The organism is Streptomyces sp. NRRL S-646 (genome assembly GCF_000720765.1).
In the GTDB taxonomy this organism is placed as follows: domain Bacteria; phylum Actinomycetota; class Actinomycetes; order Streptomycetales; family Streptomycetaceae; genus Streptomyces.
This window is the reverse complement of record NZ_JODC01000037.1, coordinates 35,451-59,213: the sequence shown is the minus strand read 5'-3', so window position 1 is coordinate 59,213 and position 23,763 is coordinate 35,451. Positions and strand designations below refer to the sequence as shown.

Genomic DNA, 23,763 nt, shown 5'->3' with positions numbered 1-23,763 from the left:
GTCTCAGTCCTTCTTCCGCTTGCCCCGCCGCGCCGCCGGGACGGTCCGGCCCACGATCACGGTACGCCTCGGCTCCTTGGCGGGCACGTCGTCCCGGCGGGCGCCCAGGGCCCGGCGGACGCCGTAGCCGAACGCCGCGACCTTGACCAGGGGGCCGCCGAAGGTGGAGGCGACGGTGGTCGACAGCGCCGACGCGTTCGACGTGACCTCCTGGACGTCCGTGGCGATCGCGTCGACCCGGTCGATCTGGGTCTGCGCGGAGCGCACCGCCGCGGAGGCGTCCGCCAGCAGCGGGACGGCCTGATCGGTCACGTCCGCCACGAGCTTGGTGGTCGCCTTGAGCGTCTGGGCCACCCTCGCCAGCGCGACGGCGAGGAAGGAGACCAGGATCGCCCAGAAGACGGCCACCAGGATCCCGGCCACCTCTCCACCGGACACCACGTGCACCCGCTCCCTGGAACATGCCTGAACATCGAAAAGTCGTAGGCCGAGCCTATCGCGCCGGGGGCGGGGCTCCGCACCGCATTACCGTCCACGCGCTGCCGAGTTGCGCGAAGCGATTGTACGGACTGAATACGGGTCAGTACGCTCCGTATTCCATGCGGGATCATCAGCGCGGCGGCAGCTCCATGCACGGCAATCTTCCCCTGGAGCTCAATGCGTTCGTGGGGCGCTCGGCCGAACTCGCCGGGCTGGCGGGGGTGCTCGGCGCGGCTCGTCTGGTGACGGTGACGGGCGCGGGCGGGGTCGGCAAGTCACGGCTCGCGGCGCGGGCGGCCGTGCGGTGCGCGCCGCGTGACGGGGTGTGGTGGGTGGAGCTGGCGCCGGTGCGCGATCCGGAGTTCGTCGACTACGCCGTGGTGGAGGCGCTGGGGCTGACCGACCACACCACGCGGCTGCCGCGCGAGACGCTGCTCGCGCATCTCGCCGAGCGCCAACTCCTGCTCGTACTGGACGGGTTCGAGCATCTGGTGGAGGCGTGTGCCGGTCTGGTGGGCGAGTTGCTCGGGCAGCTGCCCGGACTGCGGGTGCTCGCCGTGGGGCGCAGACCGCTGGGCGTGGCGGGTGAGCGGGTGTTCCCGCTGGCACCGCTGGCGGAGGACGAGGCGGTCGGGCTGTTGCTGAGCCGGGCGGCCGAGCAGGGTCCGGCGGTGGCGGACGGGCCGGAGGTACGGGAGGTGTGCCGGCGCCTGGACGGCATCCCGCTCGCCGTCGAGCTGGCCGCGGGCCGGCTGCGGGCCCTGTCTGCCGGGCAGCTGCTGGAGCGGCTCGACGACCGCTTCCGGCTGCTGACCGGCGGCGGACGGGATGCGCTGCCCCGTCATCGGACCCTGCGCCTGGCCATCGGCTGGAGTCATGAACTGTGCACGCCCCAGGAGCGGTTGCTGTGGTCGCGGCTGTCGGTCTTCGCCGGGCAGTTCGAGCTGGAGGCCGTCGAGTACGTGTGCAGCGGGCACGGTCTGGAGGCCGACGACGTCCTCGACGTGCTCGCCGAGCTGCTCGCGCAGTCGTTGGTCGCGCGCGAGGAGACGCCGGCGGGTGTGCGCTACCGGATGCTGGACACGGTCCGGGCGTACGGCGCCGACTGGCTGGAGGCGACGGGAGACGCGGCCCGGCTGCGGCGGCGGCACCGCGACTGGTACCTGGGGCTTGCGACCTGGTGCGAGCTGGACTGGTTCTCGCCGCGCCAGAACGAGGTGGCCGCGCGGGTGGACGCGGAGCTGCCGAATCTGCGCTGCGCGCTGGAGCACTGCCTGGCCGAGCCGGAGGCGGCATATCTGGGCCAGTACCTCGCGGGCTCGCTGTGGTTCTACTGGGCGGGCTGCGGGCGGCTGTCGGAGGGGCGGCACTGGCTGGAGCAGGTCGTGCAGCTGGACTCCGGCCACGAGCGGTCCCGGCTGAAGGCGCTGTGGGTGCTCGGCTATGTGGCGATCCTGCAGGGCGACACGGTGCCCGCGCTGGCGGCGCTGCACGAGTGCTGGGAGGAGGCGGAGCGCTCGGGCGACGCGACAGCGGTGGCGTACGCGGAGCACCGCACAGGTTGCCTGGCCCTGGTCACGGACGACATGGCGCGCGCGGAGACCCTGCTGCGTTCGGCGCTGGACCGCTACCGGGAGATCGGCGAACTCAACAGCAATGTGCTGATGGGGCAGGTCGAACTGGCCATGGCGCGCGCTTTCCAGGGCGATCTGCCGGACGCGGTGCGGCTGTGCGAGGACGTGCGCCGGGTGTGCGAGGATCACGGCGAGCGGTGGACCCGCACCTATGCCCTGTACGTCCTCGCGTACGCGGCCTGGGCCGACGGCGACCCGGCAAGGGCTCGCACCCTGCTGACGGACTGCCTCGCCGGCGCCCATTCCTTCCACGACCTGCTCGGTTCGGTGCTGGCGGTCGAGCTGCTTGCCCTGGTCACGGCCGTGCAGGGCGATGCGGCGGAGGCGGCGGTGCTGCAGGGTGCGGCGGCCCGGATGTGGCCCTCGGTCGGTCTGCGGCTGTTCGGCTCGGCGCACTACAACGCGCCGCACGAGCTGTGCGAGGCGATGGCGCGGGAGCAGCTCGGGGACGAGCGGTACGAGGAGTGCGTGACGGAAGGGGCCCGGCTGGTGCGGGAGGCGGCGGTGTCGCGGGCGTTGGAGCGGCCGAGGGAGGCCGCTGCGTCGCCGCGGGGGCCGGTCCGGCATGCGACGGCGAGCGTGAACATGCACGAACCCGCCGCCTCCCGCGCCCACAAGGGCGGGGAGACGGCGGGCTGAGGTGGTGCTACCGCCTGCTGGTGATCAGCGGGCGTAGTACTCGACGACGAGCTGCTCGTCGCAGATCACCGGGATCTCCTTGCGGTTCGGCTCACGGTCCAGGCGGAACGCCAGGGCCTTGAGGTTCACCTGGAGGTAGCGCGGGGTCTCGCCCTCGGGGGCGAAGCCGCCCTCACGGACGATGGAGAAGAGGGTCTTCTCGCGGCTGCGCTCGCGAACCATCACGACGTCGTCGGGCTTGACGCGGAAGGAGGGCTTGTCGACCTTCTGGCCGTTGACCTCGATGTGGCCGTGAACGACCATCTGACGGGCCTGGTAGATGGTGCGGGCGATGCCCGAACGCAGGACCAGGGCGTCGAGGCGGCGCTCGAGCTCGATGATCAGGGCCTCACCGGTCTTGCCCTGGACCTTGGAGGCACGCTCGTAGGCGCGGACGAGCTGGCGCTCGGACACGTCGTACTGCGCGCGCAGACGCTGCTTCTCGAGCAGACGGACCTTGTAGTCCGAGTTCTGCTTGCGGCCACGGCCGTGCTCACCCGGCGGGTAGGGGCGGGCCTCGAAGTACTTGACGGCCTTCGGGGTCAGCGCGATGCCGAGGGCACGCGACTTCTTGACCTTGGGGCGGGACTGGTTCGCCACAATCTCTCATTTCTCAGTGTTCGGCTTGTCAGGATTGAGGGAGGTCGCATCCGCAGCCGGGGAAACCCTTCAGGTCCGTGGACCTGCCGGGCAGCCGCTCCCCTGGTCTGGGCACATACGTGCAGCACGCGAGTGGCCCACCGACCTCTCCCGTCGTACGACAGGTGGTGGTGGGCTGCCCGCGACACCAATCGAACGGTGCGCGACGCTCCTGGAACCCGGCCCGGGGGCCGGGACTCCGGCTGACTGTCCTGTTCTGACTGCACAGGACGCAGCACTTCGCAGGATTCTACAGGGCGCTCAGGACCGCTTGCGACCGAGGTGCTGCCTGGTCCATTCCACCGCGTCCGCGTACCGCGCCTCGGCTCCGTGTCTGGTCGGGGTGTAGTACTCGCGGTCCTTGAGGGCGTCCGGGGCGTACTGCTGCTCGGCGATGCCCTCCGGCAGGTCGTGTGGATAGACGTACCCCTGCGCGTGCCCGAGCTTGGCGGCGCCCTTGTAGTGCCCGTCGCGCAGGTGCGGGGGCACCGGACCCGCCAGTCCCTTGCGTACGTCTTCCATGGCTGCGCCGATCGCCGTGGTCGCGGCGTTCGACTTCGGAGCGAGGGCGAGGGCGATGGTGGCGTGGCTGAGGGTGAGGGCGGCCTCGGGGAAGCCGATCATGGCGACGGCCTGGGCCGCGGCGACGGCTATCGGCAGGGCGTTGGGATCGGCGAGGCCGATGTCCTCGCTGGCGGAGATCATCAGGCGGCGGGCAATGAAGCGGGGGTCCTCTCCGGCCTCGATCATGCGGGCCAGGTAGTGCAGAGCGGCGTCCACGTCGGAGCCGCGGATGGACTTGATGAGGGCGCTGGCGACGTCGTAGTGCTGGTCGCCGTCGCGGTCGTACTTCACCGCCGCCCGGTCGACCGTCTCCTCCAGGGTCGTCAGGGAGACCTCCGTCTCGCCCTTGTCGAGGGCGGCTCCGGCGGCCGCTTCCAGCGCGGTCAGGGCGCGGCGGGCGTCGCCGCCGGCGATGCGCAGGAGGTGGTCCTCGGTGTCCTCGGGGAGGGTGACGGCGTCCTTCAGGCCACGCTCGTCGCTCAGCGCCCGCTTGAGCAGCCCCCGGAGGTCGTCATCGGTGAGGGGTTCGAGGGTCAGGAGGAGCGAGCGGGACAGGAGCGGGGAGATCACCGAGAAGTACGGGTTCTCCGTGGTCGCCGCAATCAGTGTCACCCAGCGGTTCTCGACCGCCGGGAGGAGGGAGTCCTGCTGGGCCTTGCTGAAGCGGTGGATCTCGTCGAGGAAGAGGACGGTCTCCTTGCCGAAGCCGCCCGTGGCCCGGCGGGCGCCGTCGATGACCGCGCGGACCTCCTTGACGCCCGCGGTGATCGCCGACAGTTCGACGAAGCGCTTGTTGGTGGCCTTGGAGACGACGTACGCCAGGGTCGTCTTGCCGGTGCCGGGCGGGCCCCAGAGGATCACCGAGGACGGGCCGGCGGGGCCGCCCGCGCCCTCGCCGACCAGGCGGCGCAGGGGCGAACCGGGCTTCAGCAGGTGCTGCTGGCCCACCACCTCGTCGAGGGTGCGCGGGCGCATCCGCACCGCCAGGGGACTGCCGGTCGGGTCCTTCTCCTGGCGTTCTTCTGCGGCTGCGGTGAACAGGTCGGGCTCCACGTCAAGAACCCTAAATCACGGCACTGACAATCCCCTCGGGCCCCGGGAGGCCGGGGCCCGAGGCCGGGGCTCAGCTGGTCCAGAAGTCCCACCAGCGGGTCAGCACCAGCATGCCGATGATGCCGACGTGCAGCACGGGCAGCACCCAGGTGAACTCGCCGAAGAAGCTCTTCAGCCAGCGCGGGGCGGGCAGGAAGCCGTTGCGGATGTTGAACGAGGTCACGTACCAGAACATGGTGATCGTCGCGACCCAGGCCAGGGAGCACCACAGGCACAGCGCGTTGATGCGGTACAGCGACTGGAACTGCAGCCAGGTGCAGAAGCCGACGCCGAAGAGCGTGCCGAAGTTGAAGGTGAGCCAGTACCAGCGCGGGAATCGGGCGCGGGCCAGCAGGCTCATGCCGACGCAGATGACGATGCCGTAGGCGACCAGGCCGAGCATCGGGTTCGGGAAGCCGAAGGCGGCGGCCTGCTTGGACTCCATCACGCTGCCGCAGGAGACGACCGGGTTGAGGCTGCAGCCGGGGGTGAAGGTCTTGCCCTCGACCTTCGCCTCGAGCAGCTTGAACTTGTCGATCGTGATGACCCAGGCGGCGAGCAGACCGGCCGCGCCCGTGATGATCAGCAGCAGGGCGAACGCCCGGCTGCCGCCCACTGTGCGTGGTCCCGCGGAGTCGCGGTCGGGAGCGGGCTCGGACTCGGTGGAGACGTCTTTGACTGTGGTCTTGCTCATCACGCCGATTCCGTCTGCTTGAGAGTTGGACCTTCTTCGGGCAGGGGCCATTGTGCCGCACTAAGGCCACTGTCCACCGTTCGGTGGACATAAGGAAGTACGCACGGTCGTCCCGGAGCGTTCGGTTCCGGCCGAGGCTGAACGGCATGACAGCACACGCGAACGAACTCGCGGTGGACGTACGGGGGCTGCGCAAGCAGTACGGGGACGTGACCGCCGTGGACGGCATCGATCTGGGCATTCGGCGTGGCGAGGTGTTCGGCCTGCTGGGACCCAACGGCGCCGGCAAGAGCACCACGGTGGAGATCCTTCAGGGCAACCGGACGCGGGACGGGGGCGAGGTGTCGGTGCTCGGCTCGGACCCGGCGACCGGCACGCGCGCGTGGCGGTCACGTGTCGGAATCGTCTGGCAGGACGAATCGGCGCCCGCCGAGTTGACGGTCCGCGAGACCGTACGGCACTTCGCCCGCTACTACCCGAGGCCGCGGGTCCCGGAGGAGGTCATCGGGCTGGTGGGTCTCGAAGCGAAGGCGGGCAGCCGGATCAAGGCGCTCTCCGGAGGCCAGCGCCGGCGCCTCGACGTCGCCCTGGGCGTGATCGGCGACCCCGAGCTGCTGCTCCTGGACGAGCCGACGACCGGTTTCGACCCGGCGGCCCGGCGGCAGTTCTGGGACCTGATCCGGCTGCTGTCCGAGGAGGGCACGACGATCCTGCTGACCACGCACTACCTGGAGGAGGCGGAGGCGCTCGCCGACCGGCTCGCCGTCGTCGCCAAGGGGCAGGTCGTCGCCGAGGGTGAGCCCGCCGCCCTGCGGGAGCGGTACGGCACGGAGGCCACCGTCGAGTGGACCGAGCCGGACGGCGTCACCCGCACCGAGCGCACCGACACCCCCACCAGGACGGTCGCCGAGCTCATGCGCCGCTTCGACGGCGAGATCCCGGGCCTGCGGGTGGCCCGCCCCACCCTGGAGGACGTCTACCTCCGGCTGACCGGGCAGGAGGACGCACGATGACGACGACCGCCGCCCGGACCAGGGCCGAGGCGCCCGCCCAGCGGCTGCCGGGAGCCTGGGGGCTGGGCCTGCGCCGCGGCGCGCTGGAGATCAAGCAGTTCTTCCGGCAGCGCGACCAGGTGGTGTTCACGTTCGCGTTCCCGGTCGTGTTCCTGTTCCTGTTCGCGTCGATCTTCCACGACGACGTCCACGGCTCCGGCGTCACCGCCTCCCAGCTGTACGTTCCCGCGATGATGGCCTCCGGCATCATGTCGACCAGCTTCCAGTCGCTGGGCATCTCGATCGCGGTGGAACGGGACGAGAAGGTGCTGCGCCGGCTGCGCGGCACGCCGATGCCTCCGTCGGCGTACTTCCTGGGCAAGATCTGGCTGGTTCTGTTCACCGGTGTCGTCGAGACGGCGATCCTCCTCCTCGTCGGCACCACCTTGTACGGCGTCGACCTGCCCTCTGACGCGTCCCGGTGGTTCGACTTCGCCTGGATCTTCGTACTGGGGCTGACCGGGTGCGCGCTGCTCGGCATCGCGATCAGCTCGGTGCCCAAGTCGGCGAAGAGCGCGAGCTCCGTGGTCGTACTCCCCTTCCTGGTCCTGCAGTTCATCTCCGGCGTGTACATCTCCATCGACACCATCCCGGACTGGATGCTGAACATCGGTGCCCTGTTCCCGCTGAAGTGGCTGTGCCAGGGTCTTCGGGGCGTGTTCCTGCCGGATTCCGCGCGGGTCCTGGAGCAGGCCGGGAGCTGGGAGTTCGGGAAGGTCGCGCTGGTGCTGGCCGCCTGGTGCGTCGGAGGATTGGTGCTGTGTCTGCTGACCTTCCGCTGGAAGACCCGGCGCGACGGGTGAACCGTCCAGGTGCGGCCCGTGGGGAGCACGCCTGGGACCGGACGATCCGGCTCTGGGACGGGTACTTCGCGGTCGCCTGGGCGGCCACCCTCGTCTTCGTGCTCGCCGCGGCCCACCCGGGATTCCCGGTCCGTGCGGTCGCGGCGGCGCTGCTCGTCCCGTTGGTGCCCTGGTATGCGGTGGTGGGGCGCCCGCTGCTCCAGGAGGACCCACCGGACCAGGGGCAGGCGCTGCGCTATCTCACCGCGGCGATAGCACTGTTCCTGCCGTCGGCCGTGCTGGTGGGCGAGACGCGGCTGATGGCGTTCGCTCTGATCCCCCAGTGCTTCATGACGCTTCGCCTGCGCTGGTCGCTGGCGGCGGTCAGCGTGATCAACCTGGTACCGGTGGCCGGTTGGGCGCTGCTGTGGCAGCCCAGCGGCGCGGACCTGTTCGCCAACTTCCTCTTCTCCGTGGTCACCCTCGTCTTCTCGGTGGTGATCGGCAGCTGGATCATCCGGATCATCGAGCAGAGCTGGGAAAGGGCCGAGCTGATCGCCGAACTCGACGCCAGCCGCCACGAGATCTCCCGCCTCTCGACCGCGCACGGCGCCCTGGCCGAACGCGAGCGCATGGCCCGGGAGATCCACGACACCCTTGCGCAGGGGTTCACCAGCCTGCTGATGCTGATCCAGGCGGTGGAGGCCGAACTCGACCACGACGTCCCGCAGGCCCGCCGCCATCTGGCGCTCATGGACGAGACGGCCCGGCAGAACCTCGCCGAGGCCCGCGCCCTGGTCGCCGGTGCCGCCCCCGCCGACCTCGACGGCACCTCCCTCCCGGACGCCCTGCGCCGCCTGGCCGCCCGCCACGAGGCGACGCTGGAGGTGAAGGGTCCTGTGCGCCCGCTGCCCGCCGCTCCCGAAGTGGTGGCCCTGCGCTCCTGCCAGGAGGCCCTGGCCAACGCCCGCAAACACGCGGGGAGTTCGGCGGCAGTGGGTATCGCGCTGGCCTACTCCGACGACGCGCTCACCGTGTCGGTACGGGACGACGGCTGCGGCTTCGACCCCGGCGCCCCCTGCGACGGCTACGGTCTGGCGGGGCTGCGCGCCCGCGCCGGCGAGGTCGGCGGGACGGCGCAGGTCCGCAGCACACCGGGGGACGGCACGACGGTGACGGTCTGCCTGCCCGTATCACTGCCCGTTCCACCGGGGAGGAGCTCATCGTGATCCGGATCGTCCTGGCCGACGACCACCCCGTCGTACGGGAGGGCCTGCGGGCGATGCTCAGCGCCGAGCCGGACCTGGAGGTCGTCGCCGACGCGGCGAGCGGTCCGCAGGCGGAGGCACTCGCGGCCGAACTCCGGCCCGACATCGTGCTGATGGATCTGCGAATGCCGGGCGGCGGGGGCGTGGACTCGATCGTGCGGATGGGCGAGGCGGGGCTGCCGTGCCGGGTGATCGTCCTGACGACGTACGAGACGGACCGGGACATTCTGCGGGCAGTGGAGGCCGGCGCGGCGGGCTACCTGCTCAAGGACATGCCGCGGGCGGAACTCGCGGAAGCGGTACGGGCGGCCTCGCGCGGCGAGACGGTGCTGGCGCCCTCGGTCGCGGCCCGGCTGGTCGACCAGCTGCGCACCAAGCCGGAGCGGCCTCGGTTGTCCGAGCGGGAGGCGGCGGTCTTGCGGCTGGTGGCGGAGGGATGTACGAACGCGGAGATCGGGCGGCGGTTGTTCATCGGCGAGTCGACGGTGAAGACCCATCTCCTGCGGGTCTTCGGCAAGTTGGGGGTCGACGATCGGACGGCGGCGGTGACCAGTGCGATGCGGTTGGGGTTGCTGGACTGAGCCCGCGGCGGAGCCGCTGATGATTGCAGTCGCCCCCGCCGCCCCTTCCCATTCCCGTCCCTGGGGGCTGCCGCCCCCAGACCCCCGCTTTCGGCCTGAACGGCCTCGTCCTCAAACGCCGGACGGGCTGAAATTCAGCCCCTCCGGCGTTTGAGGAGCGGGGGTCCGGGGGCTGGCCCACGGGTCGGGACGGGTAGGGGCGGCGGGGGCGAAAAACCCTCAGCCGAGCCGTGCCTCCAGCTCCGCCACGATCTCGTTCACCCCGACCGCCGACTGCTCGCCGGACTCCATGTCCTTGAGCTGGACGATACCCTCGGCGAGGTCACGCTCCCCGGCCACGACCGTGTAGCGGGCGCCGCTGCGGTTGGCGTTCTTCATCGCGCCCTTGAGCCCCTTGGCACCGTAGGAGAAGTCCGCCGCGATGCCGAGCTTGCGCAGCTCGGTGACCTTCGCGAACAGGATCCGGCGCGCCTCCTCCCCCAGCGGCACCGCGAACACGCTGGTCGTGGAGGGGAGTTCGAGTTCGACACCCTCCGCCTCCAGCGCCAGGACCGTGCGGTCGACGCCCAACGCCCAGCCGACGGACGGAAGGGCCGGACCGCCGATCATCTCCGACAGGCCGTCGTAGCGGCCGCCGCCGCCCACCGCGGACTGGGAGCCCAGACCGTCGTGGACGAACTCGAAGGTCGTACGGGTGTAGTAGTCCAGGCCGCGCACCAGCTTCGGGTCGTCCTCGAATGCGACGCCCGCCGCCGTGATCAGCTCGCGGACCTCCTCGTGGTACGCCTTGCAGGCGTCGCAGAGATAGTCGCGCAGGAGGGGGGCATCGCCCAGCTGCTTCTGGACCGACTCGCGCTTGTCGTCCAGGACGCGCAGCGGGTTGATCTCGGCGCGGCGGAGGGTGTCCTCGTCGAGGTCGAGTCCGCGCAGGAAGTCCTGCAGCGCGGTCCGGTAGACGGGACGGCACTCCTTGTCGCCCAGGCTGTTGAGCAGGATCCGGAAGTTGCTCAGGCCCAGCGAGCGGTACGCCTGGTCCGCCAGGATGATCAGCTCGGCGTCCAGCGCCGGGTCCTCCGCACCGATCGCCTCCGCGCCGACCTGCGAGAAGTGCCTGTAACGGCCCTTCTGCGGGCGCTCGTAGCGGTAGTAGGAGCCCGAGTACCAGAGCTTGACGGGCAGGTTGCCCAGCTTGTGCAGGTTGGCCTCCAGCGCCGCGCGCAGCACGGACGCCGTGCCCTCGGGGCGCAGGGCGAGCCTGTCGCCGCCCTTGGTCTCGAAGGCGTACATCTCCTTGGTCACGATGTCGGTGGACTCGCCGACACCGCGCGCGAAGAGCTCGACGCTCTCGAAGCCGGGGGTCTCGATGTAGCCGTAACCGGAGTTGCGCAGCGGCGCGGCGATCGCCTCGCGGACTGCCAGGAACTTGGCGCTGTCCGGCGGAATCAGGTCGTACGTGCCCTTGGGGGCCTTGAAGGTGCTCACGGAAGGTCTCGTCACATTCCTCGTCGGGGAGCGTCGACATCCGCTCCCAGGCCGGCGGCCACCTGCCGCAGATACGGGTTGGTGGCGCGCTCCTGGCCGATGGTCGTCTGGGGGCCGTGGCCGGACAGCACCACGGTCGAGTCCTCGAGCGGCAGGCACACACGGGCCAGCGAGTCGAGCATCTCGGCCATGTCACCGCCGGGCAGGTCGGTGCGTCCGATGGAGCCGGCGAAGAGCAGATCCCCGGAGAAGAACACGGAAGGGATCTCCGCACTCTCGGGCATCTGGAAGGTCACCGACCCCTTGGTATGGCCGGGCGCATGCGCGACGGAGAACTCCAGACCCGCGAGCGCCAGCTGCGCGCCGTCGGTCAGCTCCTTGACGTCGTCGGGCTCCCCCACCGTCAGCTCGCCCATGAGCTGCATGCCGATGGAGCGGCCGAGCGCCTTCTCCGGGTCCGCCATCATGTAGCGGTCCTCGGGGTGGATCCAGGCCGGTACGTCGTGCGCGCCGCACACCGGGACGACCGAGGCCACATGGTCGATGTGGCCATGGGTGAGGACGACCGCGACGGGCTTGAGCCGATGCTTCTTCAGCGCTTCCTCGACTCCTTGGGCGGCCTGATGGCCCGGGTCGATGATCACGCACTCCTCACCGGCGGCGGGGGCGACGAGATAACAGTTCGTCCCCCAGGCCCCGGCGGGGAACCCGGCAATGAGCACGATCGTCCTTCGTTGTGTCGATACGGGCGGCTGCTGCTGACCTCAGAGCCTACCGGCGCTGCCGATTCCTCAGCGAACCCATATACGGTACGGGGCACACGCAGGCGGTCGGCTCACAAGACACACGCGTACCGGTCCACGTACGAGACGCATGAGGAGAGAACCCGGTGGTCACCCAGGAACAGCGCAAGCGTCAGCTCGCCCGCGAGAAGTTCTTGCGCCAGCAGCAGCGCCGTACGGCCGCGCGGCGCAAGGCGAAGATGCGCAACTCCGTGATCGCGTCAGTGCTCGGTGTGGTCGTCATCGGCAGTGCGGCGCTGTACACGACCGGGGTTCTCAAGGGCGACGACAAGGCCAACGCGAGCTCGCAGACGTCCCCCAGCGCCGCCGCGACCAGCAAGGCGCCGGACCCGTGCGCGAAGCCGGCCAAGGGCTCGGTGAAGAAGCTGAGCTGGAAGAAGGAGCCGGCGATGACCATCGACAAGTCGGCGAAGTACACGATGGATCTGGCCACGACGTGCGGTGACATAGACATCGCGCTGAAGGCGTCGGCGGCACCGCACACCGTCAACTCGTTCAACTTCCTCGTCGGCAAGGGCTACTTGGACCACACCAAGTGCCACCGGCTGACCGCCCAGGGCATCTACGTGCTGCAGTGCGGCGATCCGCAGGGAACCGGAATGGGCGGTCCCGGCTACACGATCCCGGACGAGAACCTCAAGGACAAGAGCCTCAAGGGGCAGGTGTACCCGGCGGGTACGGTCGCCATGGCCAACCAGTACAACGCGCAGACGAAGCAGGGCCGCCACACCGGCGGCAGCCAGTTCTTCCTGGTCTACCAGGACAGTCCGCTGCCGGCCGACTACACCCCGTTCGGCACGATCTCCCCGGCGGGCATGAAGGTTCTCAAGAAGATCGCCGCCGCAGGCGCGCAGGCCGCGGACCCCACGACGGGCAACACGGCACCCAATGCGACCGTGGTGATCAACAAGGCGACGGTCACCAAATCCTGACCGTCAAGTGCGAAATTTCGGTCGCGCGGGATGCGGACAGGCAACCCGCCGGTCGCCTATGTTGGCCGTGACGAAACTGTGGACGATGCCCGGGGGCAGTGAGGCCCCACGCAGGCATCATGTGGAGGAGGCGCTGTGAGCAGCGACCCGTGGGGCCGCGTCGACGAGACGGGGACCGTGTACGTGCGTACGGCCGACGGCGAGCAGGTCGTCGGCTCCTGGCAGGCCGGCTCCCCTGAGGAGGCGCTGGCCTATTTTGAGCGCAAGTACGAGGGCCTGGTTGTCGAGATCGGCCTCCTCGAGAAGCGAGTGAAGACCACCGACCTGTCTGCGAAGGACGCGCAGGCCGCCATCGACCACATCCGCGAGCAGGTCGACGCGCACCACGCAGTCGGCGACCTGGACGCCCTGCGGACGCGGCTGGACAAGCTCGTCGCAACGGTCGAGGCGCGCCGTGAGGAGCGCAAGCAGCAGCGCGCGAAACAGTCCGACGAGGCGCGGAACGCCAAGGAGGCCCTGGTCGCCGAGGCGGAACAGCTGGCGCAGTCCGACCAGTGGCGGGCGGCCGGTGAGCGGCTGCGCTCGCTGGTGGACACCTGGAAGGGGCTGCCGCGGCTCGACCGCAAATCGGACGACGAGCTGTGGCACCGTTTCTCGCACGCCCGGTCGGCGTTCTCCAAGCGCCGCAAGGCGCACTTCGCTTCGCTGGACGCGCAGCGCGAGGAGGCCCGCAAGGCCAAGGAGCGGCTGGTCGCCGAGGCCGAGGCGCTGTCCGGCTCGACGGACTGGGGTCCGACGGCCGCGCGCTATCGCGAGCTGATGACGGAGTGGAAGGCCGCGGGCCGCGCCCAGCGCGAGCACGAGGACGACCTGTGGAACCGCTTCCGCGGCGCCCAGGACGTGTTCTTCGCCGCCCGCAGCTCGGTCTTCGCCGAGCGGGACGCCGAGCAGTCGGAGAACCTGAAGCTGAAGGAGGAGCTGGCCGAGGAGGCCGAGAAGATCCTCCCGGTCACGGACCTCAAGGCGGCGCGCGCCGCGTTCCGCTCGGTCAACGAGCGCTGGGAGGCCATCGGTCACGTACCGCGGGACGCGCGCCCGAAGGTCGAGGGCCGGATGCACGCCGTGGAGCGGGCCATTCAGGAGGCCGAGGAGGCCGAGTGGCGCCGGACGAACCCGGAGGCACGCGCGCGTGCCGAGGGTCTGACCGGTCAGCTCCAGGCCGCCGTGGACAAGCTGCAGGGCCAGATCGAGCAGGCCCGCGCCCAGGGCAACAACGCCAGGGCCGACAAGCTCGAGCGCGAGCTGGAGGGCCGCCAGGCGCTCCTGGACCAGGCGCTGAAGGGTCTGCAGGAGTTCGGCGGCTGACACCTGTTGTGTGGAGAAGGGGCCCGTACCGCGAGGTACGGGCCCCTTTTCGTCGTCTGCGTCGTGAGACGTTCTCTGCTACGCCCTGCTACGCCCTGCTACGCCCTGCTGCGCGCCGAGGTCACGCGGTACACGTCGTAGACGCCCTCCACGCCGCGTACCGCCTTGAGGACGTGGCCGAGGTGCTTCGGGTCGCCCATCTCGAAGGTGAAGCGGGAGGTGGCCACCCGGTCGCGGGAGGTCTGGACGGCCGCGGAGAGGATGTTGACGTGCTGGTCGGACAGGACACGGGTGACGTCCGAGAGGAGCCGGGAGCGGTCCAGCGCCTCGACCTGGATGGCGACCAGGAAGACCGAGGACTGGGTGGGCGCCCACTCGACCTCGAGGATGCGCTCGGGCTCGCGGGACAGTGACTCCACGTTGACGCAGTCACTGCGGTGAACCGATACTCCGCTACCGCGCGTGACGAAGCCGATGATGGGGTCGCCGGGGACGGGTGTACAACAGCGGGCCAGCTTGACCCACACGTCCTCGACGCCCTTGACGATCACGCCCGGGTCGGCGCTGGAGCGCCGCTTGCGGCTGCGGCCGCGGGACGGCGGGACCGACTCGTCGATCTCCTCGGTGGCCGCCTCCTCGCCGCCGAGCGCGGAGACGAGCTTCTGCACCACGTTCTGCGCGGAGACATGGCCCTCGCCGATCGCCGCGTACAGCGCGGAGATGTCCGGGTAGCGCATCTCGTGCGCGAGCGTGACGAGCGAGTCGCCGGTGAGAATGCGCTGGATCGGCAGGTTCTGCTTGCGCATGGCGCGGACGATGGCGTCCTTGCCCTGCTCGATCGCCTCGTCGCGGCGCTCCTTGGAGAACCACGCGCGGATCTTGTTGCGGGCGCGCGGCGACTTCACGAAGCCGAGCCAGTCGCGGGAGGGGCCCGCGCCGGCCGCCTTGGAGGTGAAGACCTCGACCAGGTCGCCGTTGTCGAGGGTCGATTCCAGCGGTACGAGACGGCCGTTGACCCGTGCTCCTATGGTGCGGTGGCCGACCTCCGTGTGGACCGCGTAGGCGAAGTCGACAGGGGTGGCACCGGCCGGGAGCGCTATGACGTCGCCCTTCGGGGTGAAGACGAAGACCTCGTTGCGCGACAGGTCGAAGCGCAGGGACTCCAGGAACTCGCCCGGGTCCTCGGTCTCCTTCTGCCAGTCCAGCAGCTGGCGCAGCCACGCCATGTCGTTGAGGTGGTCGTCCTTGCCGGTGCTCTTCGGTGCGTCCGAACGCACCTTGGACGTGCCGGCGACGGCCTCCTGCTTGTACTTCCAGTGCGCGGCGATGCCGTACTCGGCGCGGCGGTGCATGTCGAACGTGCGGATCTGCAGCTCGACGGGCTTGCCGTTGGGACCGATGACCGTCGTGTGCAGCGACTGGTACATGTTGAACTTGGGCATCGCGATGTAGTCCTTGAACCGGCCGGGGACCGGGTTCCATCGCGCGTGCACGGTGCCGAGGGCGGCATAACAGTCGCGGACCGTGTCGACAAGTACACGAATGCCCACCAGGTCGTAGATCTCCGCGAAGTCGCGACCGCGGACGATCATCTTCTGGTAGACGCTGTAGTAGTGCTTCGGGCGGCCGGTGACGGTGGCCTTGATCCGGGCGGCCCGCAGATCCTGCTGCACCTCGTCGGTCACTATGGCCAGGTATTCGTCACGCTTCGGCGCCCTTTCGGCCACCAGCCGTACGATCTCGTCGTACATCTTGGGGTAGAGGATCGCGAAGGCGAGGTCCTCCAGTTCCCATTTGATGGTGTTCATGCCCAGGCGGTGGGCGAGCGGCGCGTAGATCTCGAGGGTCTCGCGCGCCTTCTTCTCCTGCTTCTCGCGCTTGAGGTAGCGCATGGTGCGCATGTTGTGCAGGCGGTCGGCGAGCTTGATGACCAGGACGCGCGGGTCCTTGGCCATGGCGACGACCATCTTGCGCACGGTCTCGGCCTGCGCGGCCTCACCGAACTTGACCTTGTCCAGCTTGGTGACGCCGTCGACGAGCAGGGCGACCGAGTCGCCGAAGTCGCGGCGGAGCTGGTCGAGGCCGTACTCGGTGTCCTCGACGGTGTCGTGCAGCAGGCCGGCCATGAGGGTGGCAGGATCCATGCCCAGCTCGGCGAGGATCGTCGTCACGGCGAGCGGGTGCGTGATGTACGGGTCGCCGCTCTTGCGCTTCTGGCCGCGGTGCCAGCGCTCGGCGACCTGGTAGGCCTTCTCTATCTGCCGCAGCGTCGCCGTCTCGATCTTCGGGTCGTTGCTGCGCACTATCCGCAGCAGCGGCTCCAGGACCGGGTTGTACGGGTTGGAGCGCTGGACGCCGAGGCGGGCGAGACGGGCGCGGACGCGGTTGGAGGAGCCGGAGCGAGCGGGCTGGCCGGTGTTCGGGCGCACCGAGGGGGAGGGCGTGGGCCGCTCGGGTGGCGCGGGCTTGGGGCGCGACTCCTCGGCCGACTTGTCGACGGGCGCCGACTGGGCATGCTCGACCGGCCCGCGGGTGTCGTTCTTCGCGTGCGGCGCGTTCGGCGCGGGCTTCGCCGCGGCTGCCGAGGCGGACTCGGGCTTGGCGGCGGTCAGGTGCTGGGCCTCGTCTGGCAAGAGGACTCCTCGTGCGCGATCCGGGTCCCCCGGTCAGGCTCCGGAGACCCCATGGTAGCGATCCTGGGCCGCAGGATCGCCTTCAGGCCGATGTGAGGGCCGTTTACCGAAGAAACACAAGGGACTGCTGCCGGATTCCCGGAGGCGGCTTCGAGGTGATCCGAGGGTGTCCTGCGGGTGGCCGGGGGCCGGGGCACGGCCTTGCACGGGAGGGAAGTCCGAGCGCCCGCATGGGGGCGCTCGACCGCTCGCGGGGACACAACCGTGGTGTGCACCCGGGTGCACGCCGGAGCGCCATCGTCCGGGCAGCGTGGCCCGAGCACCAGCCGAGCACTGCACTCATGCAGCGTGCGGGTCGGCCCGTGCGTGGCCGGCTCGGGCGGGGCGGGGTCAGACGCGGAAGCGCGGGCCGTCTGCACAGCTCGGTCTTGTGCGGAGTGCGAGCCGGGCGCTTGCGCGGGGGAGCGTGGTGCGACTTTGCGTGCGGGTGCCATGGAGCGTGGCGGCGTCAGCTGGGCGTAGTCGGTGTGATCTCCGCGTTCAACTTTGCGGCCGCCGTGTGGTCGTCCGTGCAGTGCGGCCCCGGCGTCGAGCTCAAGCCTGCGGGCGTCGGGACACCTGGTGCGAGTGTCGTCGGCGGGAACCAGGGCGGTGATGTGCGAACGGCCGTCCCGGGAGAGCCGGGGCGGCCGTTCGTTGCGGAGGTGTGCCGTGGGTCAGACGGTGAGCAGGGCCTCCAGCGGGGCTCCGGTGAGGGTCGGTTCCAGGCGGGCGCGGCCGCCGAGGAAGCCGAGCTCCATCAGGACCGCGAGGCCGGCGACCTCGGCTCCCGCGCGGCGGATCAGCTGGATGGAGGCCTCGGCGGTGCCGCCCGTGGCGAGGACGTCGTCGACGATCAGGATGCGGTCGTCGGCGAACAGGTCCTCGGCGTGCACCTCGATCTCCGCCGAGCCGTACTCCAGGTCGTACGTCTGGCCGAGGGTGGCTCCGGGGAGCTTGCCCGCCTTGCGTACGGGGATGAAGCCGAGGCCGGCGCGGACCGCGACCGGGGCGCCGAGGATGAAGCCGCGGGCCTCCAGGCCGACGACCTTGGTGGCGCCCGTGTTCGCGGCGATCTCGGCGAGCGCGTCGGTGAGCGCCGTGAAGGCCGCCGGGTCCGCCAGCAGCGGAGTGATGTCCTTGAACATCACACCCGGCTCCGGGTAGTCGGCCACGTCACGGATGCGGCTGAGCAGCAGTTCCTCGATGTCGGTCATCGGCGCTTCCCGGACGGACGGCCTCGGCCGCGGTTGCGCGACGCCGGCTGGTTGCGCGGGCCGACGACCGCGTGAGCGGCGCCCTCCGGCTCGTCGTCGTAGCGTTCGTCCGCGGTCTCGGCCTCCAGCGGTCCGCCCTCCGCCGCGGCCTGGGCGCGCTTGGCGAGGACGCGCTTCTTGAGCGCCTTCATCTGCGGCTCGCGCTCCTTGAGGTCGGCGACGAGCGGCGTGGCGATGAAGATCGAGGAGTACGCACCGGCCGCGAGGCCGACGAACAGAGACAGCGAGATGTCGTTGAGCATGCCGGCGCCGAGGAACCCGCCACCGATGAACAGCAGGCCCGCGACCGGCAGCAGCGCGACCACCGTGGTGTTGATGGACCGCATCAGCGTGCTGTTGATCGAGCGGTTGGCGACGTCGCTGAACGTCCAGCGGGTCTGCTTGGTGATGTCCTTCGTCTGCTCCTTGAGGCTGTCGAAGACGACCACCGTGTCGTAGAGCGAGTAACCGAGGATCGTGAGCAGACCGATCACCGTGCCCGGCGTGACCTCGAAGCCGACGAGGGCGTAGATGCCGGTCGTGATGGTGATGTCGTGGATCAGGGCGACCAGCGCGGCGACCGCCATCCGCCACTCGAACGCGATCGCCAGGTAGACCACCACGAGGACCATGAAGATCGCCAGGCCCTGCCAGGCCTTGTTGGCGACCTGGTCGCCCCAGCTGGGGCCGACCAGGTCGGCGTTGATGTTCTCGCTGTTGACGTTCAGGTCCTTGGCGAGCTTGTCCTTGATCGCGTCGGACTTGTCGGTGTCGATGCCCGCGATCTGGATGCGCAGGCTGCCGTCGCCGAGCTTCTGGACGACCGCGTCGTGGCCGGACGCGTCGTGCGCGTACCCCTCGGCCTTGGCGACCGAGGCTGTCATGTGCTTCGGGGTGGTGAAGACGGCACCGCCCTGGAACTCGATGCCCATGTTCAGACCGCGCACCGCCAGGCCCAGGACGGCCGTGATGGTGATCAGGATCGAGATGCCGTACCAGATCTTGCGGTTGCCGACGAAGTCGTAGCCGACCTCACCGCGGTGCAGACGGGCGCCGAGGCTGCCGAGTTTCGACATCTCACGCCTCCTTCGGGTCGACGGGGGCGGAGGGACGACGAGTGCGGCGCAGGGGCGGCTTGGCGCCGAGTGCCTTCGGGTCGAGGCCCGACCACTTGTGGCCGTTCGCGAAGAACTTCTTGCGGGCGAGGATCGTCATCAGCGGCTTGGTGAACAGGAAGACGACGACCACGTCGAGCACGGTGGTCAGACCGAGCGTGAACGCGAAGCCCTGGACCTTGCCGACCGTGACGATGAACAGCACCGCGGCGGCGAGGAACGACACGAAGTCGGAGACCAGGATGGTGCGCCGGGCGCGCGGCCAGGCCCGCTCGACGGCGGGGCGCAGCGAGCGGCCCTCGCGGATCTCGTCCCGGATGCGTTCGAAGAACACGATGAACGAGTCCGCCGTGATACCGATCGCGACGATCGCACCGCAGACCGCCGGCAGGTTCAGCGCGAAGCCGATGGCCTCGCCGAGCAGCGACATCAGCGCATAGGTGAGGATCGCGGAGACCAGCAGCGAGGGGATGGCGACGACCGACAGGCCACGGTAGAAGATCAGCAGGTAGATGACGACCAGTGCGAGGCCGATGGCACCGGCGATCAGACCGGCGTGCAGCTGCTCGGTGCCGAGCGCGGGGGTCACCGTGGTGACGCTGTCCTCCTTGAAGGTCAGCGGCAGCGCGCCGTACGACAGCATGTTGGCGAGGCTCTGGGCCTCCTGCTGGCTGAAGCTGCCGGTGATCTCCGCGTTGCCGCCGGTCAGCGCCTGGTTGACGGACGGGTCGGAGACGACGTTGCCGTCGAGGACGATCGCGAACTGGTTCTGCGGCGGCTGGTTCTTGGCCAGCTTGCCGGTGATGTCGCCGAACTTCTTGGACCCCTTGCCCGTGAAGTCCATGGTGACGGTCCAGCCGGCGGCGGACTGCGTGTTGAAGCGGGCTTGGGCATTCTTGACGTCGGTGCCGTCGACCTCGGCGGGGCCGAGGATGTACTTCTGCCACTGGCCCGAGGAGTTCTGGCCGCAGGCGATCGTCGGGTCGCTGGGCTTGGCGCCCTGGCCCGCGGTGGCGCGCTGCTTCTTGTTCACGCAGTCGAGTGCGGTGTACTGCGCCTGCAGCTTGGCGGCCGCCGCGTTGCCGGAGGAGCTGCTGCTCGCGGACGGGGAGGCGGAGGTCTTCGCGCTCGAGGAGGCGGTGGCGCTCGGCGTCGCGTCGGCCTTCAGGGCGCCGGTGACGGCGCGGCCCTGCGAGGTGGCGGTCGCCGACGGGGTCGCGGAGGAGGACGGGGTCGACTTGCCCGTGGCCTTCTCGGTTGCCTTGCCCGTGGCCTTGCCCGAGGGGCTGCCGGATACGCTCGGCGACGGGCTGGTCGCGGCGCCGCCGGAGAGCTCGGTGGTGAGCACCGGGCGGAAGTACAGCTTGGCGGTGGTACCGACCTGCTGCCGCGCTTCCTTGGAGTTCGTGCCCCTGGGGATGTTGACGATGATGTTCTTGTTGCCCTGGGTCTGAACCTCGGCCTCCGAGACACCAAGACCATTGACGCGGTTGTTCATAATGTCGACCGCGGTGTCCATGTTGGTCTTGTTGATCGCGGACTCCTGGCCCGGCTCTGCGACCGCCCGGAGCGTGATGCTCGTACCACCGGCCAGGTCGATACCGAGACGCGGAGTGGTGTTTCCGGAGGCGAACATTCCTCCGGTGAGCGCCACGATGGCGATCAGGATGAGGGCCAGCGAGCGCCCCGGCTTGCTCTGGGCGCTCGCGCTCCGGCCCTTTTTAGGTGCTGCCACCTTCTCGTACTCCCTCTCGGGCCGCTCCGCGCCGGGTCAGCGCGGTGTCGGCCATGACTGGTGTCGGGATCCCCGTGTGCGAGATGCGCACGTCCCGGGCGCGCGAGGTCGGCCGCGCGCCCCGGGACGTGACTACTTCGCCTCGGAGTCGCCGTCGGTCTTCTTCGGCTCTTCGTCCGACTTGGCCTCGGCGGCCGGAGTCTCGTCGGCCGGCTCCTCGGACGCGTCCTTCTTGTCGAGGTCCACGGACTTGTCGTCGGAGGCGGCGGCAGCTTCGTCGGCGGCGTCGTCGGTCTCGGTGAGGGAGGAGGCGTCGTCCGGGACCAGGTCGGAGTCGGACTTCAGGTCGTGCTCGATGCCGTGCACGATGCGGTTGTACTCGTCGTCGCTGAGTACGGAACCGATGGCGTTCTTGGCGAAGAGGAGCTCCACGCCCGGGCCGGCGTCGAGGAGGACCGTGTCCTCGTTGACCTCCTTGACCGTCGCGTACATGCCCCCGATCGTGCGGACGCCGCTGCCGGGCTGCAACTCGTTGCGCATCTGGGCGGCCTGCTGCTGCTTGCGCTTGGCCGAGCGGGTCATGAGGAACATGGCCCCGATGAGCACGATGAACGGGAGGAGCATGGTGATATTGGGCACGGGACGGAATTCCTTCGCACGACCGCGATGGAGAGCGGCCTCATGGATGGGGGTATGTATACCGCCGACAAAGGCGGCATCGGCGGAGTCTAAGCGAGTCCGCACGCAGGGAACAACGCTCAGCATGGCACCTGGGTTCCTGACCCGGCCAATGCCCGCGCCGTCACAAAGGCATCACGTCCCGAACAGGTCCTGTTGTCCGTTTCCCGCAGTGGCCGAGCGGGGCGGGGCGAGACCGAGATGCGCCCATGCGGCAGGCGTGGCGACCCGGCCTCGGGGGGTACGCGCGAGCAGTCCTTCCCGCACGAGGAAGGGCTCGGCGACCTCTTCCACGGTCTCGCGCTCCTCCCCCACCGCGACCGCGAGGGTGGACAGGCCGACGGGGCCGCCACCGAAAAGCTTGAGCAAAGCCTCCAGCACACCGCGGTCGAGCCGGTCGAGGCCGCGGGCGTCGACCTCGTACACCGCGAGGGCGGCCGCCGCGATGTCCCGCGTGATGATTCCGTCGGCCTTGACCTGGGCGTAGTCGCGCACCCTGCGCAGCAGGCGGTTGGCGATACGGGGCGTGCCGCGGGAGCGGCCGGCGATCTCGGCGGCGCCGTCGGCCTGGATCTCGACGTCGAGCAGGTTCGCCGAGCGATGGATGACGCGCTCCAGTTCGGCGGGCTCGTAGAACTCCATGTGCGCGGTGAAGCCGAAGCGGTCGCGCAGCGGGGGCGGCAGCAGGCCCGCGCGCGTGGTGGCGCCGACCAGCGTGAACGGGGGCAGTTCGAGCGGGATGGCGGTGGCGCCGGGGCCCTTGCCGACGATGACGTCGACCCGGAAGTCCTCCATGGCCATGTAGAGCATCTCCTCGGCGGGCCGCGACATGCGGTGGATCTCGTCGAGGAAGAGGACCTCGCCCTCCTGGAGGGAGGAGAGGATCGCGGCGAGGTCTCCGGCGTGCTGGATGGCGGGGCCGGAGGTGATGCGGATCGGGGCGCCCATCTCGGCCGCGATGATCATCGACAGGGTGGTCTTGCCGAGGCCGGGTGCGCCGGAGAGCAGCACGTGGTCGGCGGTGGCGCCACGCGCGCGTGCGGCGCGCAGGACCAGGTCGAGCTGCTCGCGGACCTTCTCCTGGCCGATGAACTCGTCCAGGTCCTTGGGGCGCAGGGCCGCCTCGACGGCCTGGTCCTCACGGTCGGCGACAGAGCCCACCAGCCGCTCGGGGCCGGGGGTGTCGGTCGGGTCGTCCCAGTTCACTGAGATCTCCTAACTGGGGTGGCGCAGGTGGGTCAGCGGGCGCGGTTGAGGGTCTGCAGGGCCGCCTTCAGCAGCTGACCGACCTGGGGCGTGCCCTCGGCCGCCTCGGCCTGCGGTGCCACGGCGGACACGGCCTCGTCGGCCTCGCGGGTGGCGTACCCGAGGCCGATCAGCGCGGCATGCAGCTGGTCGCGCCAGCCGGAGGTGACCGCCGTACCGACGGCCGGGGCGCCGATCGGCTCGCCGAGCCGGTCCCTGAGCTCCAGCAGCAGCTTCTGGGCGCCCTTCTTGCCGATGCCGGGGACGGCGATGAGGGCCTTCTCGTCGCTCGTGGACACCGCACGGCGCAGGGCGTCCGGGGTGTGCACGGCCAGCATCGCCTGCGCCAGGCGCGGGCCGACGCCGCTCGCCGTCTGCAGCAGTTCGAACACCTGGCGCTCGTCGTCGTCCACAAAGCCGTAGAGCGTCAGCGAGTCCTCCCGTACGACGAGGGAGGTGGCGAGCTTGGCGGGCTGGCCGAGGCGGAGCGTGGAGAGCGTGTTCGGCGTGCACTGCACGGCCATGCCGACACCGCCGACCTCGACCACGGCGGCGTCGGGGGCGAGTGCGGCGACCGTGCCGCTCACGAAGGCGATCATGCCGTACGGCCTTTCGTTGCGTTGGCTGCGTGCAGGGCGACCGCCTGCTGGAGTCGGTTCTGGGCGGGGGCGCGCCAGATGTGGCAGATGGCGAGCGCGAGGGCGTCGGCCGCGTCGGCCGGTTTCGGGGGTGCGTCGAGCCGGAGCAGGCGGGTCACCATGGCGCCGACCTGGGCCTTGTCTGCGCGGCCGCTGCCGGTGACCGCGGCCTTGACCTCGCTGGGGGTGTGCAGGGCGACGGGGAGGCCGCGGCGGGCGGCGCACAGCATGGCTACGGCGCTGGCCTGGGCGGTGCCCATCACGGTTCGTACATTGTGCTGGCTGAACACCCGCTCCACGGCGACGACTTCGGGCCGGTGCTCGTCCAGCCACTGTTCGATGCCCTGCTCGATGGCGACGAGGCGCTGCCCGGGTGGG

20 protein-coding genes and 1 pseudogene are annotated in these 23,763 nt (G+C 70.1%); 7 read left to right on the top strand and 14 right to left on the bottom strand.

Annotation, left to right across the window (positions count from 1 at the left end; translation table 11 throughout):
- Window positions 1-3: 3 nt before the first annotated feature.
- Entirely contained in the window at window positions 4-447 is a 444-nt protein-coding gene (locus tag IH68_RS0147010) for a DUF948 domain-containing protein (RefSeq protein WP_030949495.1), read from the bottom strand.
- Window positions 448-599: 152 nt separating this feature from the next.
- Here IH68_RS0147010 and IH68_RS0147005 point away from each other — a divergent pair, with 152 nt between their 5' ends.
- Window positions 600-2,753 carry an ATP-binding protein gene (locus tag IH68_RS0147005; protein WP_030949491.1) on the top strand — a complete coding sequence of 718 codons (2,154 nt, stop codon included), beginning with the start codon at window positions 600-602 and terminating at the stop codon, window positions 2,751-2,753.
- A 24-nt stretch (window positions 2,754-2,777) separates the two neighbouring features.
- On the opposite strand, the gene rpsD is transcribed toward IH68_RS0147005, so the two are convergent.
- The 3 genes from rpsD to IH68_RS0146990 form a co-directional block, all read right to left on the bottom strand.
- Window positions 2,778-3,392, bottom strand: a complete 615-nt coding sequence (rpsD, locus tag IH68_RS0147000; protein WP_030949488.1) for a 30S ribosomal protein S4 — start codon at window positions 3,390-3,392, stop codon at window positions 2,778-2,780.
- 300 nt (window positions 3,393-3,692) lie between these two features.
- Window positions 3,693-5,048: a replication-associated recombination protein A gene (locus IH68_RS0146995; RefSeq protein WP_030949485.1), complete on the bottom strand. Its 1,356-nt coding sequence runs from the start codon at window positions 5,046-5,048 to the stop codon at window positions 3,693-3,695.
- A gap of 70 nt (window positions 5,049-5,118) precedes the next feature.
- Window positions 5,119-5,781 (bottom strand): vitamin K epoxide reductase family protein, encoded by a 663-nt coding sequence (locus IH68_RS0146990; RefSeq protein WP_030949482.1) that lies wholly within the window; start codon window positions 5,779-5,781, stop codon window positions 5,119-5,121.
- 146 nt (window positions 5,782-5,927) lie between these two features.
- Between IH68_RS0146990 and IH68_RS0146985 the strand changes: the two genes are divergently transcribed.
- Genes IH68_RS0146985 through IH68_RS0146970 form a run of 4 tightly spaced genes read left to right on the top strand, consistent with a single transcriptional unit; the run spans window position 5,928 to window position 9,464 of the window.
- Window positions 5,928-6,794: an ABC transporter ATP-binding protein gene (locus IH68_RS0146985; RefSeq protein ID WP_030949479.1), complete on the top strand. Its 867-nt coding sequence runs from the start codon at window positions 5,928-5,930 to the stop codon at window positions 6,792-6,794.
- A complete protein-coding gene (locus tag IH68_RS0146980; protein WP_030949476.1) occupies window positions 6,791-7,636 on the top strand; it encodes an ABC transporter permease in 846 nt (281 codons plus the stop codon). Before IH68_RS0146985 ends, IH68_RS0146980 begins: the two co-directional genes overlap by 4 nt.
- Window positions 7,594-8,844 carry a sensor histidine kinase gene (locus IH68_RS0146975; RefSeq protein ID WP_030949473.1) on the top strand — a complete coding sequence of 417 codons (1,251 nt, stop codon included), beginning with the start codon at window positions 7,594-7,596 and terminating at the stop codon, window positions 8,842-8,844. The genes IH68_RS0146980 and IH68_RS0146975 overlap by 43 nt, the downstream gene beginning before the upstream one ends.
- Window positions 8,841-9,464 (top strand): response regulator, encoded by a 624-nt coding sequence (locus IH68_RS0146970; RefSeq protein WP_030949471.1) that lies wholly within the window; start codon window positions 8,841-8,843, stop codon window positions 9,462-9,464. Before IH68_RS0146975 ends, IH68_RS0146970 begins: the two co-directional genes overlap by 4 nt.
- 219 nt (window positions 9,465-9,683) lie before the next feature.
- Here IH68_RS0146970 and hisS read toward each other — a convergent pair whose 3' ends face one another.
- Window positions 9,684-10,946, bottom strand: coding sequence for a histidine--tRNA ligase (gene hisS, locus IH68_RS0146965; protein ID WP_030949469.1), 1,263 nt, complete (start codon window positions 10,944-10,946; stop codon window positions 9,684-9,686).
- 11 nt (window positions 10,947-10,957) lie between these two features.
- The gene (locus IH68_RS0146960; RefSeq protein ID WP_030949466.1) at window positions 10,958-11,668 is read right to left on the bottom strand and encodes an MBL fold metallo-hydrolase; all 711 of its coding nucleotides are present in this window, start codon (window positions 11,666-11,668) and stop codon (window positions 10,958-10,960) included.
- A gap of 167 nt (window positions 11,669-11,835) precedes the next feature.
- Between IH68_RS0146960 and IH68_RS0146955 the strand changes: the two genes are divergently transcribed.
- Together IH68_RS0146955 and IH68_RS0146950 are read left to right on the top strand one after the other, a co-directional pair.
- Complete coding sequence (locus tag IH68_RS0146955) at window positions 11,836-12,681, top strand: peptidylprolyl isomerase (RefSeq protein ID WP_030949465.1); 846 nt, start codon at window positions 11,836-11,838, stop codon at window positions 12,679-12,681.
- A 135-nt stretch (window positions 12,682-12,816) separates the two neighbouring features.
- Window positions 12,817-14,046 carry a DUF349 domain-containing protein gene (locus IH68_RS0146950; RefSeq protein WP_030949463.1) on the top strand — a complete coding sequence of 410 codons (1,230 nt, stop codon included), beginning with the start codon at window positions 12,817-12,819 and terminating at the stop codon, window positions 14,044-14,046.
- 98 nt (window positions 14,047-14,144) lie between these two features.
- Here the strand turns inward: IH68_RS0146950 and relA are convergent, their stop codons facing one another.
- From relA to IH68_RS0146910, 8 genes and pseudogenes are all read right to left on the bottom strand, one after another.
- Complete coding sequence (gene relA, locus IH68_RS0146945) at window positions 14,145-16,679, bottom strand: GTP pyrophosphokinase (RefSeq protein ID WP_030949461.1); 2,535 nt, start codon at window positions 16,677-16,679, stop codon at window positions 14,145-14,147.
- 716 nt (window positions 16,680-17,395) lie between these two features.
- The gene (locus IH68_RS0146940; protein WP_030949459.1) at window positions 17,396-17,935 is read right to left on the bottom strand and encodes an adenine phosphoribosyltransferase; all 540 of its coding nucleotides are present in this window, start codon (window positions 17,933-17,935) and stop codon (window positions 17,396-17,398) included.
- A complete protein-coding gene (gene secF, locus IH68_RS0146935) occupies window positions 17,932-19,050 on the bottom strand; it encodes a protein translocase subunit SecF (protein ID WP_030949457.1) in 1,119 nt (372 codons plus the stop codon). The genes IH68_RS0146940 and secF overlap by 4 nt, the downstream gene beginning before the upstream one ends.
- A gap of 1 nt (window position 19,051) precedes the next feature.
- Entirely contained in the window at window positions 19,052-20,824 is a 1,773-nt protein-coding gene (gene secD, locus IH68_RS0146930) for a protein translocase subunit SecD (protein WP_030949455.1), read from the bottom strand.
- Between the two features lie 132 nt (window positions 20,825-20,956).
- Window positions 20,957-21,448: a preprotein translocase subunit YajC gene (gene yajC, locus IH68_RS0146925; RefSeq protein WP_030949452.1), complete on the bottom strand. Its 492-nt coding sequence runs from the start codon at window positions 21,446-21,448 to the stop codon at window positions 20,957-20,959.
- Window positions 21,449-21,637: 189 nt separating this feature from the next.
- Window positions 21,638-22,708 carry a Holliday junction branch migration DNA helicase RuvB gene (gene ruvB, locus IH68_RS0146920; protein ID WP_030949449.1) on the bottom strand — a complete coding sequence of 357 codons (1,071 nt, stop codon included), beginning with the start codon at window positions 22,706-22,708 and terminating at the stop codon, window positions 21,638-21,640.
- Window positions 22,709-22,740: 32 nt separating this feature from the next.
- Complete coding sequence (gene ruvA / locus IH68_RS0146915) at window positions 22,741-23,346, bottom strand: Holliday junction branch migration protein RuvA (protein ID WP_030949446.1); 606 nt, start codon at window positions 23,344-23,346, stop codon at window positions 22,741-22,743.
- Window positions 23,343-23,759, bottom strand: a pseudogene (locus IH68_RS0146910) (crossover junction endodeoxyribonuclease RuvC); the annotation flags it as partial. The pseudogene IH68_RS0146910 and the gene ruvA, both read right to left, overlap by 4 nt.
- Window positions 23,760-23,763 lie beyond the last annotated feature (4 nt).

Coding starts and splice junctions, on each gene's coding strand:
- IH68_RS0146940 (WP_030949459.1), bottom strand. CDS start 17,935: ATGACCGACATCGAGGAACTGCTGCTCAGCCGCATCCGTGACGTGGCC.
- IH68_RS0146990 (WP_030949482.1), bottom strand. CDS start 5,781: ATGAGCAAGACCACAGTCAAAGACGTCTCCACCGAGTCCGAGCCCGCT.
- IH68_RS0147005 (WP_030949491.1), top strand. CDS start 600: ATGCGGGATCATCAGCGCGGCGGCAGCTCCATGCACGGCAATCTTCCC.
- IH68_RS0146985 (WP_030949479.1), top strand. CDS start 5,928: ATGACAGCACACGCGAACGAACTCGCGGTGGACGTACGGGGGCTGCGC.
- secF (WP_030949457.1), bottom strand. CDS start 19,050: ATGTCGAAACTCGGCAGCCTCGGCGCCCGTCTGCACCGCGGTGAGGTC.
- IH68_RS0146980 (WP_030949476.1), top strand. CDS start 6,791: ATGACGACGACCGCCGCCCGGACCAGGGCCGAGGCGCCCGCCCAGCGG.
- yajC (WP_030949452.1), bottom strand. CDS start 21,448: ATGCTCCTCCCGTTCATCGTGCTCATCGGGGCCATGTTCCTCATGACC.
- ruvA (WP_030949446.1), bottom strand. CDS start 23,346: ATGATCGCCTTCGTGAGCGGCACGGTCGCCGCACTCGCCCCCGACGCC.